Source organism: Amycolatopsis sp. NBC_01307, assembly GCF_035975215.1.
Taxonomy (GTDB): Bacteria; Actinomycetota; Actinomycetes; order Mycobacteriales; family Pseudonocardiaceae; genus Amycolatopsis.
Genome location: NZ_CP108403.1, coordinates 9,634,534 through 9,649,939 on the forward strand (window position 1 = coordinate 9,634,534; position 15,406 = coordinate 9,649,939).

14 protein-coding genes are annotated in these 15,406 nt (G+C 70.3%); 11 read left to right on the plus strand and 3 right to left on the minus strand.

Going from position 1 to position 15,406, the window contains the following annotated elements:
• Positions 1-9: 9 nt before the first annotated feature.
• From OG439_RS43365 to OG439_RS43390, 6 genes are all read left to right on the plus strand, one after another.
• Positions 10-1,842, plus strand: a complete 1,833-nt coding sequence (locus tag OG439_RS43365) for a methylmalonyl-CoA mutase family protein (RefSeq protein WP_326946185.1) — start codon at positions 10-12, stop codon at positions 1,840-1,842.
• Positions 1,842-4,010, plus strand: a complete 2,169-nt coding sequence (gene scpA / locus OG439_RS43370) for a methylmalonyl-CoA mutase (protein ID WP_326946186.1) — start codon at positions 1,842-1,844, stop codon at positions 4,008-4,010. The genes OG439_RS43365 and scpA overlap by 1 nt, the downstream gene beginning before the upstream one ends.
• 3 nt (positions 4,011-4,013) lie before the next feature.
• On the plus strand, positions 4,014-5,009 hold the full coding sequence (meaB, locus tag OG439_RS43375; protein WP_247060823.1) for a methylmalonyl Co-A mutase-associated GTPase MeaB: 996 nt from the start codon (positions 4,014-4,016) through the stop codon (positions 5,007-5,009).
• Between the two features lie 59 nt (positions 5,010-5,068).
• On the plus strand, positions 5,069-5,371 hold the full coding sequence (locus OG439_RS43380; RefSeq protein WP_326946187.1) for a hypothetical protein: 303 nt from the start codon (positions 5,069-5,071) through the stop codon (positions 5,369-5,371).
• A gap of 226 nt (positions 5,372-5,597) precedes the next feature.
• The gene (locus OG439_RS43385; protein ID WP_326946188.1) at positions 5,598-6,899 is read left to right on the plus strand and encodes an amidohydrolase; all 1,302 of its coding nucleotides are present in this window, start codon (positions 5,598-5,600) and stop codon (positions 6,897-6,899) included.
• A 230-nt stretch (positions 6,900-7,129) separates the two neighbouring features.
• Positions 7,130-7,963, plus strand: coding sequence for an endonuclease domain-containing protein (locus OG439_RS43390; RefSeq protein ID WP_326951760.1), 834 nt, complete (start codon positions 7,130-7,132; stop codon positions 7,961-7,963).
• A gap of 81 nt (positions 7,964-8,044) precedes the next feature.
• On the opposite strand, the gene OG439_RS43395 is transcribed toward OG439_RS43390, so the two are convergent.
• Positions 8,045-8,497: a gamma-glutamylcyclotransferase gene (locus tag OG439_RS43395; RefSeq protein WP_247060826.1), complete on the minus strand. Its 453-nt coding sequence runs from the start codon at positions 8,495-8,497 to the stop codon at positions 8,045-8,047.
• A 128-nt stretch (positions 8,498-8,625) separates the two neighbouring features.
• Between OG439_RS43395 and OG439_RS43400 the strand changes: the two genes are divergently transcribed.
• From OG439_RS43400 to OG439_RS43420, 5 genes are all read left to right on the plus strand, one after another.
• The gene (locus OG439_RS43400) at positions 8,626-10,029 is read left to right on the plus strand and encodes an NAD(P)H-quinone dehydrogenase (RefSeq protein ID WP_326946189.1); all 1,404 of its coding nucleotides are present in this window, start codon (positions 8,626-8,628) and stop codon (positions 10,027-10,029) included.
• 72 nt (positions 10,030-10,101) lie between these two features.
• Positions 10,102-10,557 (plus strand): hypothetical protein, encoded by a 456-nt coding sequence (locus OG439_RS43405; RefSeq protein ID WP_326946190.1) that lies wholly within the window; start codon positions 10,102-10,104, stop codon positions 10,555-10,557.
• Positions 10,558-10,778: 221 nt separating this feature from the next.
• Positions 10,779-11,363 carry a hypothetical protein gene (locus OG439_RS43410; protein WP_326946191.1) on the plus strand — a complete coding sequence of 195 codons (585 nt, stop codon included), beginning with the start codon at positions 10,779-10,781 and terminating at the stop codon, positions 11,361-11,363.
• A 121-nt stretch (positions 11,364-11,484) separates the two neighbouring features.
• On the plus strand, positions 11,485-12,135 hold the full coding sequence (locus OG439_RS43415; protein WP_326946192.1) for a class F sortase: 651 nt from the start codon (positions 11,485-11,487) through the stop codon (positions 12,133-12,135).
• 80 nt (positions 12,136-12,215) lie between these two features.
• Positions 12,216-13,019, plus strand: coding sequence for a VOC family protein (locus OG439_RS43420; RefSeq protein WP_326946193.1), 804 nt, complete (start codon positions 12,216-12,218; stop codon positions 13,017-13,019).
• A gap of 47 nt (positions 13,020-13,066) precedes the next feature.
• Here OG439_RS43420 and glpK read toward each other — a convergent pair whose 3' ends face one another.
• Together glpK and OG439_RS43430 are read right to left on the minus strand one after the other, a co-directional pair.
• The gene (gene glpK / locus OG439_RS43425; protein WP_326946194.1) at positions 13,067-14,581 is read right to left on the minus strand and encodes a glycerol kinase GlpK; all 1,515 of its coding nucleotides are present in this window, start codon (positions 14,579-14,581) and stop codon (positions 13,067-13,069) included.
• Between the two features lie 31 nt (positions 14,582-14,612).
• Positions 14,613-15,365 carry an MIP/aquaporin family protein gene (locus tag OG439_RS43430; protein ID WP_247060835.1) on the minus strand — a complete coding sequence of 251 codons (753 nt, stop codon included), beginning with the start codon at positions 15,363-15,365 and terminating at the stop codon, positions 14,613-14,615.
• Positions 15,366-15,406: the final 41 nt, after the last annotated feature.

A 15,406-nucleotide genomic window follows, 5' to 3' on the forward strand; every position in this document is an offset into this window, starting at 1 on the left:
TCACTGGGTATGACTGAACTGGCCGGTCCGGAGTCAGCGCCGATCTCCGAATTCGACCTGGCGGCCGAGTTTCCGCAGGCGACGCGCGAGCAGTGGCAGGAGCTCGTGGCCGGCGTGCTGCGCAAGAGCGGCAGGCTGCCGGAGGACTTCACAGGCGCCCCGGAGAGCAAGCTCGTCACGCGGACCTACGACGGCATCGAGATCCAGCCGCTCTACACCGCGGACGACGTGCCGGGCGACGCCGGCTTCCCCGGCCTGTCGCCGTTCGTGCGCGGGGCGAGCCCGGAAGGGCAGGTCAGTACGGGCTGGGACGTCCGGGCCCGGTTCACCGGCACCGATCCCAAGGCCGTCAACAAGGCGATCCTCGCGGACCTCGAAGGCGGCGTCACGTCGATCTGGCTGACCGTGCCGCCCGCGGCCATGGCCGACGCGCTGAACGACGTCTACGTCGACCTGGCGCCGGTGGTCCTCGACGCGGGCGCCGAGTACGAAGCCGCCGCGGCCGCGTTGTTCGAGATCTTCGACGAGCGCGAGATCCCGGCGAGCGAGGCCACCGCGGTGCTGGGGGCCGACCCGATCGGGCTCGCGGCCCGGACGGGCGCCGACGTCGCGCTGGAACCGGCCGCCGCGCTGGCCGCGCGTGTCGCCGGGAAGTACCCGAAGGTGCGCACGATCGTCGCCGACGGCCTGCCGTTCCACGAAGCGGGCGGGTCGGACGTGCAGGAGCTGGGCGCGCTGGTCGCCGCCGGCGTCACCTACCTGCGTTCGTTGACGGACGCGGGCCTCGACGTCGAAAGTGCGGCCGGGCAGCTGGAGTTCCGGATCGCCGCGACCGCGGACCAGTTCTCGACCATCGCCAAGCTGCGCGCGGCCCGCCGCCTCTGGGCGCGCGTCGCCGAGGTGTGCGGCTTCTCGTCGCCGATGCGCCAGCACGCTGTGACGTCGCCGGCGATGCTGACCCAGCGCGACCCGTGGGTGAACATGCTGCGCACGACCGTCGCCTGCTTCGGCGCGGGTGTCGGCGGCGCGGCCGCGGTCACCGTCCTGCCGTTCGACGCCGCGATCGGCCGGCCCGACGCGTTCTCCGCGCGGATCGCCCGCAACACGCACGCGGTGCTGCTGGAGGAGTCCAAGCTGGCCGGCGTGGTCGACCCGGCGGGCGGCTCCTGGTACGTCGAGAAGCTGACCGACGACCTGGCCCGCGTCGCGTGGGCCGAGTTCACCGCGATCGAAGCCGCGGGCGGCCTGGTCGCGGAGCTGGCGTCCGGCGCGCTCGCCGGCCGCCTCGCCGAGACGTGGGACAAGCGCGCGAAGCGGCTCGCCACCCGGCGCGACCCGCTCACCGGCGTCAGCGAGTTCCCGAACCTGGCCGAGAAGCCCGTGAAGCGGGAGCCGCTGGAGTCCCCTGTGGACGGTGGGTTGCCGCGGCACCGCTACGCCGAGGGCTTCGAGGCCCTGCGCGACGCGTCCGACGCCTACCTCGCCGAGCACGGCGAGCGGCCGAAGGTCTTCCTGGCCACGCTCGGCCCGGTCGCCGCGCACACCACGCGCGCCGGGTTCGCCGCCAACCTGTTCCAGGCGGGCGGGCTCGAGGTGGTCAACCCGGGCGCGACCGACGACCTGCCCGGCGCGTTCCGCGCGTCCGGCGCCAAGATCGCCTGTATCTGCGGCACCGACGACGCCTACGCCGCCCAAGCCGCCGAAGTCGCGGCATCCTTGGGCGCCGAACACGTACTACTGGCGGGCAAAGGCTCTTACGACGGTGTGGACGGCAACGTCTTCGCCGGCTGCGACGCCCTGGAAGTCCTGACCGGTCTGCACGCCAAGCTGGGAGTTGCGTGATGACGATCCCGAACTTCGCCGACGTCGACCTCGGTTCGCCCGAGCCGGGCGACCGCGAGGCCTGGGCCAAGGCCGTGCAGGACGCCACCGGCAAGGGCCCGGACGCGCTGGCCTGGGAGACGCCCGAGGGCATCGGCGTCAAGCCGGTCTACACCGCGGCCGACCTGTCCGATGTGGACTTCCTGGGCACGTACCCCGGTATCGCGCCCTACCTGCGCGGGCCGTACCCGACGATGTACGTCAACCAGCCCTGGACCATCCGCCAGTACGCCGGGTTCTCCACGGCCGAGGAGTCCAACGCCTTCTACCGCCGCAACCTCGCGGCCGGGCAGAAGGGCCTGTCGGTCGCCTTCGACCTGGCCACCCACCGCGGGTACGACTCCGACCACCCGCGCGTCTCCGGCGACGTCGGCATGGCGGGCGTCGCGATCGACTCCATCTACGACATGCGCCAGCTGTTCGACGGCATCCCGCTGGACAAGATGTCCGTGTCGATGACGATGAACGGCGCGGTGCTGCCGGTGCTCGCGCTCTACGTCGTCGCGGCCGAGGAGCAGGGGGTGAAGCCGGAGCAGCTCGCGGGGACCATCCAGAACGACATCCTCAAGGAGTTCATGGTCCGCAACACCTACATCTACCCGCCGCAGCCGTCGATGCGGGTCATCTCCGACATCTTCTCCTACACCTCGCAGCACATGCCGAAGTACAACTCGATCTCCATCTCCGGCTACCACATGCAGGAAGCCGGCGCGACCGCCGACCTCGAGCTGGCCTACACCCTGGCCGACGGCGTCGAGTACATCCGGGCGGGCACCGAAGCCGGGCTGGACGTCGACAAGTTCGCGCCGCGCCTGTCGTTCTTCTGGGCGATCGGGATGAACTTCTTCATGGAGGTCGCGAAACTGCGCGCGGCCCGGCTGATCTGGGCGAAGCTGGTGAAGGGCTTCGACCCGAAGTCGCAGAAGTCGCTTTCGCTGCGGACGCACTCGCAGACGTCGGGCTGGTCGCTGACCGCGCAGGACGTCTACAACAACGTCGTGCGCACCTGCGTCGAGGCGATGGCCGCGACCCAGGGGCACACGCAGTCGTTGCACACCAACGCGTTGGACGAGGCGCTCGCGCTGCCGACCGACTTCTCCGCGCGCATCGCCCGCAACACGCAGCTGCTGCTGCAGCAGGAGTCCGGCACCACGCGGGTGATCGACCCGTGGGGCGGCAGCGCCTTCGTCGAGAAGCTGACCTACGACCTCGCGCGCAAGGCATGGGGCCACATCAGCGAGGTCGAGCAGGCCGGCGGTATGGCCAAGGCGATCGACGCGGGCATCCCGAAGCTGCGCATCGAGGAGGCCGCGGCCCGCACCCAGGCCAGGATCGACTCGGGCCGGCAGCCGGTGATCGGCGTCAACAAGTACCAGGTCACCAGCGATGAAGACATCGAAGTCCTCAAGGTCGACAACGCGGGCGTCCGGACGCAGCAGCTCGAAAAGCTGCGGCGGCTGCGTGAAGAGCGTGATCAATCGGCCACCGACGACGCGCTGCGGCGCCTCACCGAAGGCGCCGGGAACGGCGGCAACCTGCTGGAACTGGGCATCAACGCGGCCCGGGCGAAGGCGACCGTCGGCGAGATCTCGGACGCGCTGGAGAAGCTCTGGGGCCGGCACTCCGGCCAGATCCGCACGATCTCGGGGGTGTACCGCGAGGAGGTGGGGAAGTCGCAGAACGTCGAAAAGGCCCGCTCGCTGGTCGAGGAGTTCGCCGAGGAGGAGGGCCGCCGGCCGCGGATCCTCGTCGCGAAGATGGGCCAGGACGGCCACGACCGCGGCCAGAAGGTGATCGCCACCGGCTTCGCCGACATCGGCTTCGACGTCGACGTCGGCCCGCTGTTCTCCACCCCGGCCGAGGTCGCCCGCCAGGCGATCGAGGCGGACGTCCACGTCGTCGGCGTGTCCTCGCTGGCCGCCGGGCACCTCTCGCTGGTGCCCGCGCTGCGCCACGAGCTCGCCGAGCTGGGCCGCGCGGACATCATGGTCGTGGTCGGCGGCGTCATCCCGCCGCAGGACTACCCGGCGCTGCGCGAAGCCGGGGCGGCGGCGATCTTCGGGCCGGGCACGGTGCTCGCGGACGCGGCCATCGACCTGCTCGGCCAGCTCGCGGCGCAGGAGTCCTGAGCGTTGCCGCGCAAGATCGACGTCCCCGCCTACGCCAAGGGCGTGCTGGCGGGTGACCGCGGCACGCTGTCGAAGGCGATCACGCTGGTCGAGTCCCAGCGCGAGGACCACCGCGCGCAGGCGCAGGAGCTGCTCGTCGAGCTGCTGCCTTCGGCGGGTGGCGCCCGGCGCGTCGGCATCACCGGCGTCCCCGGTGTCGGCAAGTCGACATTCATCGACCAGCTGGGCACGGACCTGACGGCCGCCGGGCACCGCGTGGCCGTGCTGGCGGTGGACCCGTCGTCGACGCGCACCGGCGGGTCGATCCTCGGCGACAAGACCCGGATGGCGCGCCTGGCCGTCGACGAGCGGGCGTTCATCCGCCCGTCGCCGACGTCGGGGACGCTGGGCGGCGTCGCCCGCGCCACCCGCGAGACGATCGTGCTGATGGAGGCAGCCGGCTACGACACCGTCCTGGTCGAGACCGTCGGAGTGGGACAGTCCGAAGTGGCCGTCGCGAACATGGTCGACTGCTTCATGTTCTTGACGCTCGCGCGCACCGGCGACCAGCTGCAGGGCATCAAGAAGGGCGTCCTGGAGCTCGCCGACGTCATCGCCGTCAACAAGGCCGACGGCGACCACGAGAAGGACGCGCGCCGCGCCGCGCGGGAGCTGGCCGGCGCGTTGCGGATGATCTACGGGCCCGACGCGGCGTGGACGCCACCCGTGCTGACCTGCAGTGGCCTGCACAACCTGCGGCTCGACGAGGTGTGGGGCGCGATCGAGGAGCACCGCGCCGCGCTCTCGGCGTCCGGCGAGCTGGCCGCCCGGCGCCGGCAGCAACAGGTCGACTGGACGTGGTCGATGGTGCGCGAAAATCTGCTGAGTCGGCTGGCGGCGCATCCGGACGTGCGAACGGTCGTTCCCGACGTCGAACGGGCGGTGCGTGACGGTGAACTGACCGCTACCCTCGGTGCACAGCGGATCCTCGACGCGTTCGGTCCACCACGTGGTGGCTGACCCGCGGGTCCCGTGCGGGCAGAATGCCGGTTGACCGCCGGTCGTGGCGAAGGGATGACATGGCGATACTGCGTGCTCTGGTCGTTGCCGGCCTGCTGGGGGCGGTGCTGTTCACCGCGTCGCCCGCCCAGGCCGCACCGGCGCGGCCGGTGGCTGTCACGGTGACCGTGGCGCACGCCGGCGCGGCGCCCGTGCTCACGCAGACCCAGGCGCCCGGACCGGTGCTCGACCCGGCCCAGACCGACAAGGCGAACGCCGAGAAGACCAAGACCAAGCTGATCGCCGGCCTGGTCGCGGTGGTCCTGCTCGGCATCGTCGTCTGGGGCCGGCGGATCCGGTCGAAGAAGGCCAAAGGGTCGTAACCCTGCGTCCGGACGGGCGAGCAGCCGTCGGCGTTCGCCTTGGCCGAACTACTGCACACCGTTCAACGCAGATCAGCTACCGGCCGTCTAGGACGCCTCGTTTCGAGGCGCGGCTTGCCTCCTGCATGGTGCACGATCGTCTGCAAATGCGTACGAAAGAACGATCGGCACGTTGCGTGACCCCAGCCGCTGCGCGGGTTACCCGTGTTGCGGGAGGAGGTGCGGCGTGACGGTGCTCGACTCACGACCGGACGTTCCAGGCGACCCCCACGGGCGCATCATCACCCCTATCGAGGGGCCGGAGGCGCTCATTTCCGAAGCCGGCGTAACCATGGCTCCCGTGGAGGACCTTGGTGCGGGCCGCGGCCCGTTCTGGCTTGACGACTGGCTTCGCGCCAACGCGACCGACGTGCTCGCGTGGCGCAGGCACATCCACGCGCACCCGGAGCTGTCGCGGCACGAGTTCGCGACCACCGAGCTGGTCGTCACGCTGCTGCGTGCCGTCGGCCTCAAGCCGTGGGTGCTGCCCGGCGGCACCGGTGTCGTCTGCGACATCGGCCGCGGCGAGCGGTGCGTCGCGCTGCGCGCGGACATGGACGCGCTGCCGCTCACGGAGGCGACGGGGCTGCCCTACGCGTCGACTGTGGAGGGTGCGGCGCACATGTGCGGCCACGACGCCCACACGTCGATCCTGCTCGGCGCGGCCCGTGCCCTGGCCGGCGCGCCGGAGCTGCCCGGCAAGGTGCGGCTGATCTTCCAGGCGGCCGAGGAGGTCATGCCCGGCGGCGCGCTGGACATGATCGCGGCGGGCGCGCTGGACGGCGTCGACCGGATCTACGGCCTGCACGTCGACCCGCGGCTGGAAGTCGGCAAGGTCGGCATGCGCGTCGGCGCCCTGACGTCGGCCGCGGACCTGATCGAGCTGCGCCTCACGTCGCCGGGCGGGCACACGTCCCGCCCCCACCTGACGGCCGACCTGGTGCACGCGCTCGGCACGGTGATCACGTCACTGCCGTCGGTGCTGTCCCGCCGCGTCGACCCGCGGTCCGGCACGGTGCTGGTCTGGGGCGCGGTCCACGCGGGCCAGGCGGCCAACGCCGTCCCCCAGGACGGCGTCCTGCGCGGCACCCTGCGCACGGCGGACCACGAGGTCTGGACGGCGCTGGAGCCCCTGGTGGCGTCGTCGGTGGAGTCCCTGCTGGCCCCCACGGGCGTCGGCTTCCAGCTGGACTACCGCCGAGGCGTCCCCCCGGTCGTCTCCGACGCGGACTCCACGGCCCTGATGCGCGCGGGCGTCGAGGCGGCCCTGGGCGAAGAAGCGGTGGCCGGCACCGAGCAGTCCTCCGGCGGCGAAGACTTCGGCTGGTACCTGGAGCACGTCCAGGGAGCCTTCGCCCGCCTGGGCGTCTGGCCAGGCGACCCGGCCCCGCAATCGGACATCCACCGCCCGACCTTCATCCTCGACGAGCGGGCCCTGGCCTGCGGAGTCCGAACCCTGGTCCACACAGCCCTAGCCACCCTCGCCTGACGAGTTCCGTCTCCAATCACGCGAGTTCCGGCTTCAGTCACGTGGGTCACGTCTTCAGACACGCGAGATCAGGCTAACGCTGCACCCAGAGTTATCCACAGGCTGTGCGAGTTGTCCACAGGTCGAGAATGGGGCCCTTCCCTTGATCATCGAAGGGCCTCATTCTCGATTCTGTGATCACTTGGGGAGGACGCCACGGCGCAGTCTCGCGTCGCGAGGCTGACGAGGTTCTGGGGCGAAGAGCGGTACTCGAAGGGCTTGCGACCGGCGTGCTCGCGCAACCCTGGCGAGGCGTGGTCATTCACGCGGCCGATGCGCTCAAGTTGGCGACGCGGGCGCAGGCCGCGCTGATCGCCGTAGGTCCACCTGCCGCTCTGTCGGGAGCCACATCCCTTGCCCTGCATGGGATTTCGGCCGCGCACGACCCTGCCGTACACCTCACGGTGCCTTACTCCCGACGGGTGGAGTCCAGGGTCGGCCTGATCATCCACCGGGCCGAATTCTTGCCGTCCGACGTGATCGAACTCGACGGGCTGGCGATGTTTTCAGTCGATCTCGCCCTGGCGGATTTCCTCTGCGACGGGGACAAGCGAACGGCGTTCGCCGCCCTGGACGAGGCGACGCACGGGCTCGCCCCGGACCACTGCCGACGGCTGCGCGAGAACGTCCGTGACCGTGTTCTGGACCGTCGGAGCAGGCGAGGTATCCACAGGGCGCAGATGCTGCTGGCACTCGCCACGGGGAAGGCCGAATCGCCGCCGGAGAGCGTCCTGCGACTGATCGTGGTCGAGGCCGGGTTCCCGGCCCCGGAGGCCCAGTACGAGGTCGCGACCATCGACGGGCGCAAGTTCTACGTCCTCGACATCGCCTGGCCCGAAGTGCGGATCGCTCTCGAGTACGACGGGTTCGCCGCGCACGAGGAGCGGCAGGAACGCGACGCCGAGCGAGACGGAAGGCTGGCCGGTCGAGGGTGGGTCACGATCCGGGCCACGGCGGCCGATCTGCGCGATCCGAGCCGGGTGCTCGCCGAACTGCGGGCGCAGTTCACCCGACGAGCCGCGTAACCCGCGTGATCCAGCCCGCGACTCGCGTGATCGAGACCGTGACCCGCGTGACTGGGGACGTGACTCGCGTGGTTGGAGCCGTTAGCCGGTGATGCCGGAGCAGGGGCGGGTTCGGAGGTCGTCGACGTAGTCGGCGGGGGCTCCGGCCGCTTCCGCGGCGTCCGCCAGGACGCCCAGGTAGCGGGCCGAGGGCAGGCCCCCCTCGTAGGCGTCCAGGACGTAGAGCCAGGCCAGGACCGAGCCGTCCATCGTCTGGACTCTCAGGCGGATTTTGCTGTGCATCCCCAGCTCGCCGCCCTCCCAGCGGTCCAGGCCCGTCTCGTCCAGGGACGTGACGTCGTAGAGGACGACGAAGACGCGGGAACCCGCGTCTTCGACGATCGTGGCCAGGGCCCCTTCCCAGCCGAGGTCCTCGCCGCCGAAGGTCAGGCGCCACCCCTCCAGCCAGCCGGAGCCGGCCATCGGTGAGTGCGGCGCGCGCTCCAGCATCTGGGCGGGCTCCATGTTGGATCCGTAAGCGGCATACAACGGCACGCCGACAGCGTAGCGACCCACAGCTCACCCGAGTGGACGCACTCGGCGTGTTCGCCCACTTCAGTGTCCGGCCACCTTCGCCGCGTACGGTGAGACCACCGTTGTCACGCACTTCGAGGAGGACCCAGGTGACCAGGATCGTGATCATGGGCGGGGGCCCGGCCGGCTACGAAGCCGCGCTGGTCGCAGCCCAGCACGGCGCCGACGTCACGATCGTCGAGCGCGACGGCCTGGGCGGCGCCTGTGTCCTCTACGACTGCGTTCCCTCGAAGACGTTCATCGCGAGCTCGGGCGCGCTGGCGAAGATGCACGACCTCGGCGAGCTCGGCATCAACACCGACATGGCCGACACGAGCATCGACCTGCCGACCGTCCACGGCCGCGTCAAGGGCCTCGCGCTGGCGCAGTCCGCCGACATCCGCGCGCGCGTCCAGCGCGAGGGCGTCCGCGTGATCATCGGCGAAGCCCGCTTCTGCGACGAAGAGCCCGGCCTCGCCACGCACAAGGTCTCCGTCACCAAGCAGGACGGCGAGACCGAGAAGCTCCCGGCCGACGTCGTCCTGATCGCCACCGGCGCCACCCCGCGCGTGCTGCCCGGCGCGGTGCCGGACGGCGAGCGCATCCTCGACTGGCGCCAGCTCTACGAGCTCCAGGAGCTGCCGGAGCACCTCGCCGTGATCGGCTCCGGCGTCACCGGCGCCGAGTTCGCGTCCGCCTACACCGAGATGGGCGTCAAGGTCACCGTCGTCTCCAGCCGCGACCGCGTGCTGCCGCACGAGGACGCCGACGCCGCCGCCGTGCTCGAGGAGGTCTTCTCGCAGCGCGGGACGACCGTCGCGAAGCAGGCGCGCGCCGACCGCGTCGAGCGCACCGAGAAGGGCGTCGAGATCCACCTCGCCGACGGCCGCGTGATCGAAGCCAGCCACGCGCTGATGACCGTCGGATCGGTCCCGAACACCGCCGACCTCGGCCTCGACAAGGTCGGCATCTCGCCCGGCCCCGGCGGGTTCATCACCGTCGACCGCGTTTCGCGCACCTCCGTTCCCGGGATCTACGCCGCCGGCGACTGCACCGGCGTGCTCATGCTCGCCTCGGTGGCGAGCATGCAGGGCCGCATCGCGATGTGGCACGCGCTGGGCGAGGGCGTCGCGCCGATCAAGCTCAAGACCGTCGCCGCCAACGTCTTCACCCACCCGGAGATCGCGACCGTCGGCATCAGCCAGCACGCGATCGACTCCGGCGAGGTGCCCGCGCGCACCATCATGCTGCCCCTGGCCACCAACGCGCGTGCGAAGATGGAGGGCCTCCGCCGAGGCTTCGTGAAGCTGTTCTGCCGCCCCGCCACCGGCGTGGTCGTCGGTGGTGTCGTCGTGGCGCCGCAGGCGAGCGAGCTCATCCTTCCCATCGCGCTCGCCGTCCAGAACCAGCTCACAGTGGACCACCTGGCACTGACATTTTCGGTGTACCCGTCGCTGTCGGGCTCGATCACCGAGGCCGGGCGCCAGTTGATGCGCCACGACGATCTCGACTGATCCACGACGCAACCCCTTCGCGCCCGTCGCGTCTTGTCGGTTGTAAGTCTGAAGGACGCGAAGGGTGCGAAGGTGCGCAAGACGTTGGTTTTTGTTGCGGCAGCAGTGATCGGGGCGACGACGCTGGCGGCGCCGGCGACAGCGCAGAGCACCGGTCCGACCCCCGCGCCGGCGCCGAGCGCCGGCAGCGTCCAGCTCAACGTCAACACCGCGATCAACCAGTCGCTCGTGGACAAGTACGTCCGGGACGCGCCGAACGTCGCGCTGGCGAAGTGCGAAGGCGCGGCGCCGGCGTTCTCCTCGCCCGCGCTGACGTTCGCCAACTACACCCCGGGCCCGTTCATGGGCGCCGACGCGAACATCAGCGCCGACGCCACCCTGAAGCCGGGTACCGCGGCCGGGACGTACCCGCTCACCGTGACGTGCGGCGACAAGTCCTACAGCACCCAGTTCTCGGTGCCCGCCGCTCAGGTCGCGAAGGTGCCGTCCGGTGCGGCGAAAGCGGGCGACGGCAGCATGGCCGGCTGATTTCCGAACTCGAAAAGACCACCTCGGAGCCACGCTTCGGGGTGGTTTTTCATGAGTTCCCCGCCGTCGTTTTCGCGACGTTTTCGTGACCTTCGGGCGCAACTGATCGCAGCTGGAGACGTCTTTTGGTGCGTAGGTGAACGGATGAGGCCGATGCAGGGGGAACTGCGAACGGCATCCGTTCCCATTGTTTCCGAGCGTAATCCACAGGGGAGAAAAGAATGAAGAACACCGTTGTCGTTGCGGGCGTCGCCGCGGCTTTCCTGGTTCTCGCGCCGACCGCCGCGCTCGCGGCTGCGCCGACAGCCACGCCGTCCGCGCCGGCCACCTCGGCTTCGCCGTCGCCCTCGGCGCAGCCGACCGAGCCGGAGTACCCGGATGGCCCGATGACCCGGGTCAAGAAGCAGCTGTCCCTGTCGCCGGGCAAGGGGCTGCCCGGGGCGCGGGTGAACTTCGACTTCGGCTGCTCGGCCTGGCCGGGCGAGAAGGTCGGCATCCGCTCGGCCGCGGTCGTCGCCGACAACCCCGGTCTCGGGACCGGCACCGTCGCGAACGTCAAGCCGGGCAGGTACGCCGTCACGCTGCACTGCGGCATCGAGGCCTCGACGGCGTACTTCCAGGTGCTCCCGGCCAAGGGCCCGGCTCCGAAGCAGGTCGCCAAGGTGCCCGCGGGCGCCCCGCAGACCGGCGGCACGGACGGCCCGGCGGACGGTTCCGGCGCACCCCTCGCGGCCGCGGCCGCCATGGGAGTGCTCGCGGTCGGAGGCAGCGGTCTCGTGGTGGCCCGACGGGCACGACGCCGCTGACGCTCCAGGGCCGCTCCGGAACGGGGGTTCCGGGGCGGCCCGCCCGCGGAGGTACCGTCGGGACCCAACCGAACGGGCCACCCGGACGTGTGAACCGCAGGCGCCAGTCACGGGGGAGACCATGACCACGAGGATCAAGAACAGACGGGGCTACCTGATCGCGCTCGTCGTCGCGCTGCTGGCCGCGCTGGCGGTGCTGGCGCTGACGCTGGGCGGCGCGTCCGAGCCGTCCACGGCCCAGCCACCGCCGTCGGCCCAGCCGGTCGCGGTGCAGCCGCAGCCCACGAGCGCCGCGCAGGACGCCGTCGCGGCGCTGCCCAAGTCCGAGCCCGTCTCGATCGACATCCCGAAGATCGGCGCGCACTCGTCGCTGGTCCCGCTCGGCCTCAACCCGGACGACACCATCCAGGTCCCGCCGGTGACGACGCCGTTGCAGGCGGGTTGGTACACCTACGCGCCGACGCCCGGCGAGGTCGGCCCGGCCGTCGTCCTCGGGCACGTCGACGGCAACCACCAGAAGGGGATTTTCTTCCGCCTCAAGGAACTGGCCAGCGGCGACCGGGTTTCGGTCGCCCGCAAGGACGGCTCGACGGCGCTCTTCGAGGTGACGAAAGTGCACCAGGTACCCAAAAAGGACTTCGAAGCCGAAGGCGTGTACGACGACACGGCCGGCCCCGAGCTGCGGTTGATCACCTGCGGCGGCGTCTTCGACCGGAGCGCGCACAACTACGTGGACAACATCGTCGTCTACGCACGCCTGGTCCAGAGCTGATTTTCCGTTTTTGTCGGACCCCGGTGCCACACTGTGTCGGCCGTCACCCGAGGCGGCGCGAACGAGGGTAGGGAGCCGACATGTTGTTCCACGACGAGCCATGGCCCGACGGGACACCCAGCTGGGTGGACCTGATGGTGCCCGACCAGGCGAAGGCGGTCGCCTTCTACGGCGGCCTGCTGGGCTGGGACGTGCAGGCGGGCGGTGAAGAGACCGGTTTCTACGGCATGGCGATGCTGCAGGGGCGTCCGGTCGCCGGGATCGGCCAGACGCCGGCGGGCCAGGAGATGCCCGCGGTGTGGACGACCTACCTGTCGGTGTCCGATGTGGACAAGGCGGCCGCGGCGATCACCGAGGCAGGCGGCCGGATCGTGGTGCCGGTGATGGACGTGATGAAGGAAGGCCGGATGGCCGTCGCGACCGACCCGGGCGGCGCGGCGTTCGGCCTCTGGGAGCCCGGCAACCACACGGGCACGCAGGTGACGGCGGCACCGGGCACGTCGGCCTGGAACGAGTGCATGAGCCGGGACTACCCGGCGGCCAAGGCGTTCTACGAGAAGGTCTTCGGCTACGGCGTCGACGACATCTCGGGCGGCGGCTTCACGTACTCGGTGCTGCTGCTCGGCGGCCGTCCGATCGGCGGCATCGGCGGGATGCCCACCGACGTGCCGTCGGAGGTGCCGTCGAACTGGTCGGTGTACTTCTGGGTCGCGGACGCCGACGCGAGCGCGGCCAAGGCGGTCGAGCTCGGCGGCCGGGCCGTGGGCGAGCCGTTCGACTCACCGCACGGCCGGCAGGTGCGGCTGGTCGACGACCAGGGCGTGCCGTTCCTGGTCATCGCGCCCAACGAGCAATCCGGCAAACCGGAGGGCTGGGACGACTGAGCGGGCGGGCCGAGGGCACCTTTGGCGCGTGCCCCCGGCCCTGACGGTCAGTCTTCGGCGTCGACCCAGTCGAAGGTCTTGGTGACGGCCTTCTTCCAGTTGCGGTACTCGGATTCGCGGCGGGCGTCGTCCATCGACGGGTCCCACTGCTTGTCCTGGGCCCAGTTGGTGCGGATGTCGTCTTCGGACTTCCAGAACCCGACCGCCAGCCCGGCGGCGTAGGCGGCGCCCAGCGCGGTGGTCTCGTTGACCACCGGGCGGATCACCGGCACGCCGAGGATGTCGGCCTGGAACTGCATGAGCAGTTCGTTGACGACCATGCCGCCGTCCACCTTGAGCGACTTCAGCGGGACACCGGAGTCGGCGTTCATCGCGTCGATCACCTCGCGCGACTGGAAGGCGGTCGCCTCCAGCACCGCGCGGGCCAGGTGTCCCTTGTTGACGAACCGGGTGAGCCCGACGATCGCACCGCGAGCGTCGGATCGCCAGTAAGGAGCGAACAGACCCGAGAACGCCGGGACGAAGTACGCGCCGCCGTTGTCCTCGACGCTGCGCGCGTGCTCTTCGATCTCGGCCGCGGTCCCGATCATGCCGAGGTTGTCGCGCAGCCACTGCACCAGCGAACCGGTGACGGCGATGGAGCCTTCCAGTGCGTAGATCGTGTCGTTCGAGCCGATCTTGTAGCAGACCGTGGTGAGCAGCCCGTTCTGCGACATCACCTTTTCGGTACCGGTGTTGAGCAGCATGAAGTTGCCGGTGCCGTAGGTGTTCTTGGCTTCGCCGGGCGAGAGGCAGGCCTGGCCGAACGTCGCGGCCTGCTGGTCGCCCAGGATGCCCGCGATCGGCACGCCGGCCAGCGCGCCCTTCTCGCGGACCTTGCCGTACTCCTCGGACGAGGAGCGGATCTCCGGCAGCATGGACAGCGGGATCGTCATCTCGGCGGCGATCTCGGGGTCCCACTGGAGCGTGTCGAGGTCCATCAGCATGGTGCGGGAGGCGTTGGTCGGGTCGGTGACGTGCACGCCGCCGTCCGGTCCGCCGGTCATGTTCCACAGCACCCAGGTGTCCATGTTGCCGAACACCAGGTCGCCGGCCTCGGCCTTCTCGCGCGCGCCTTCGACGTTGTCGAGGATCCACTTGATCTTCGGCCCGGAGAAGTACGTCGCGAGGGGGAGACCGACCTTCTCGCGGTAGCGCTCCTGGCCGCCGCCGAGGTTGCCGAGTTCGGTGACGATCCGGTCGGTGCGGGTGTCCTGCCAGACGATCGCGTTGTACACCGGCTTGCCGGTGGACTTGTCCCAGACCAGCGCGGTCTCGCGTTGGTTGGTGATGCCGACGGCGACGATGTCGCGGGCGTGGAGGTCGGCTTTGGCGAGCGCGCCCGCGGCGACCTGGCGGGTGTTCTCCCAGATCTCCTCGGCGTTGTGCTCGACCCAGCCGGCCTTGGGGAAGATCTGCTCGTGCTCGCGCTGGTCGACCGAGACCACGCGGCCTTCGTGGTTGAAGATCATGCACCGCGTCGAGGTGGTGCCCTGGTCGATCGCGGCTACGTACGAAGTCATCTGTGCTCCAGGAATTCCGTGGGGGAGGCGATCAGGTCAGGTTGTGCACGAGGAGGTAGACGAGCGCGGCGAGAGCGCCACCGATGAGCGGGCCGACGACCGGGATCCACGAGTAGCCCCAGTTGGCGTTCGCCTTGTTCCGGATCGGCATCAGGAACGCGTACGCGATGCGCGGGCCGAGGTCACGAGCCGGGTTGATGGCGTAGCCCGTCGGCCCGCCGAGCGAGGTACCGATCACGAGGACGACGAACGAGACGCCCGCGTAGCCGAGCGCCGAGTTGCCGAAGTTCGGCGTGCCGCCGTCCCCGGTGGTGGCGAAGGTCGGGCTGAGCAGGATCCAGGCCACCAGGACGAAGGTGCCGATGATCTCGGTGACGAGGTTCCAGACCCGGTTCGGGATCTGCGGTGCCGTGGAGAAGATGCCGAGCGTGTTCTCCGGCTCGGGGTGGTCGTCGAACTGGAGCTTGTAGGTCGCCCAGCACAGCAGGGCGCCGATGATGGCGCCGGCCATCTGCCCGATGAAGTAGAAGGGCACGTCGGCCCACTTGGTCTTGTCCGCGATGGCGAGCCCGAGGGTCACCGCGGGGTTCAGGTGCGCGCCACTCGGCGCGGCGATGCTGGCACCGGTGAAGACGGCGAACGCCCAGCCGAAGTTGATGAACAGGATTCCGCCGTTGTTGCCGTTGGTCTTGCGCAGCACGTGGTTCGCGACCACACCGTTGCCGAGCAGGATCAGCGCCGCTGTTCCCAGTAGTTCCCAGACGATTATTGCTCCAGCACTCACCGCTGTACCTCCACACTGGCCACACTGGACACTCTGCGCAA

Coding starts and splice junctions, on each gene's coding strand:
- OG439_RS43365 (WP_326946185.1), top strand. CDS start 10: ATGACTGAACTGGCCGGTCCGGAGTCAGCGCCGATCTCCGAATTCGAC.
- scpA (WP_326946186.1), top strand. CDS start 1,842: ATGACGATCCCGAACTTCGCCGACGTCGACCTCGGTTCGCCCGAGCCG.
- OG439_RS43380 (WP_326946187.1), top strand. CDS start 5,069: ATGGCGATACTGCGTGCTCTGGTCGTTGCCGGCCTGCTGGGGGCGGTG.
- OG439_RS43410 (WP_326946191.1), top strand. CDS start 10,779: ATGAAGAACACCGTTGTCGTTGCGGGCGTCGCCGCGGCTTTCCTGGTT.
- OG439_RS43415 (WP_326946192.1), top strand. CDS start 11,485: ATGACCACGAGGATCAAGAACAGACGGGGCTACCTGATCGCGCTCGTC.
- OG439_RS43420 (WP_326946193.1), top strand. CDS start 12,216: ATGTTGTTCCACGACGAGCCATGGCCCGACGGGACACCCAGCTGGGTG.
- glpK (WP_326946194.1), bottom strand. CDS start 14,581: ATGACTTCGTACGTAGCCGCGATCGACCAGGGCACCACCTCGACGCGG.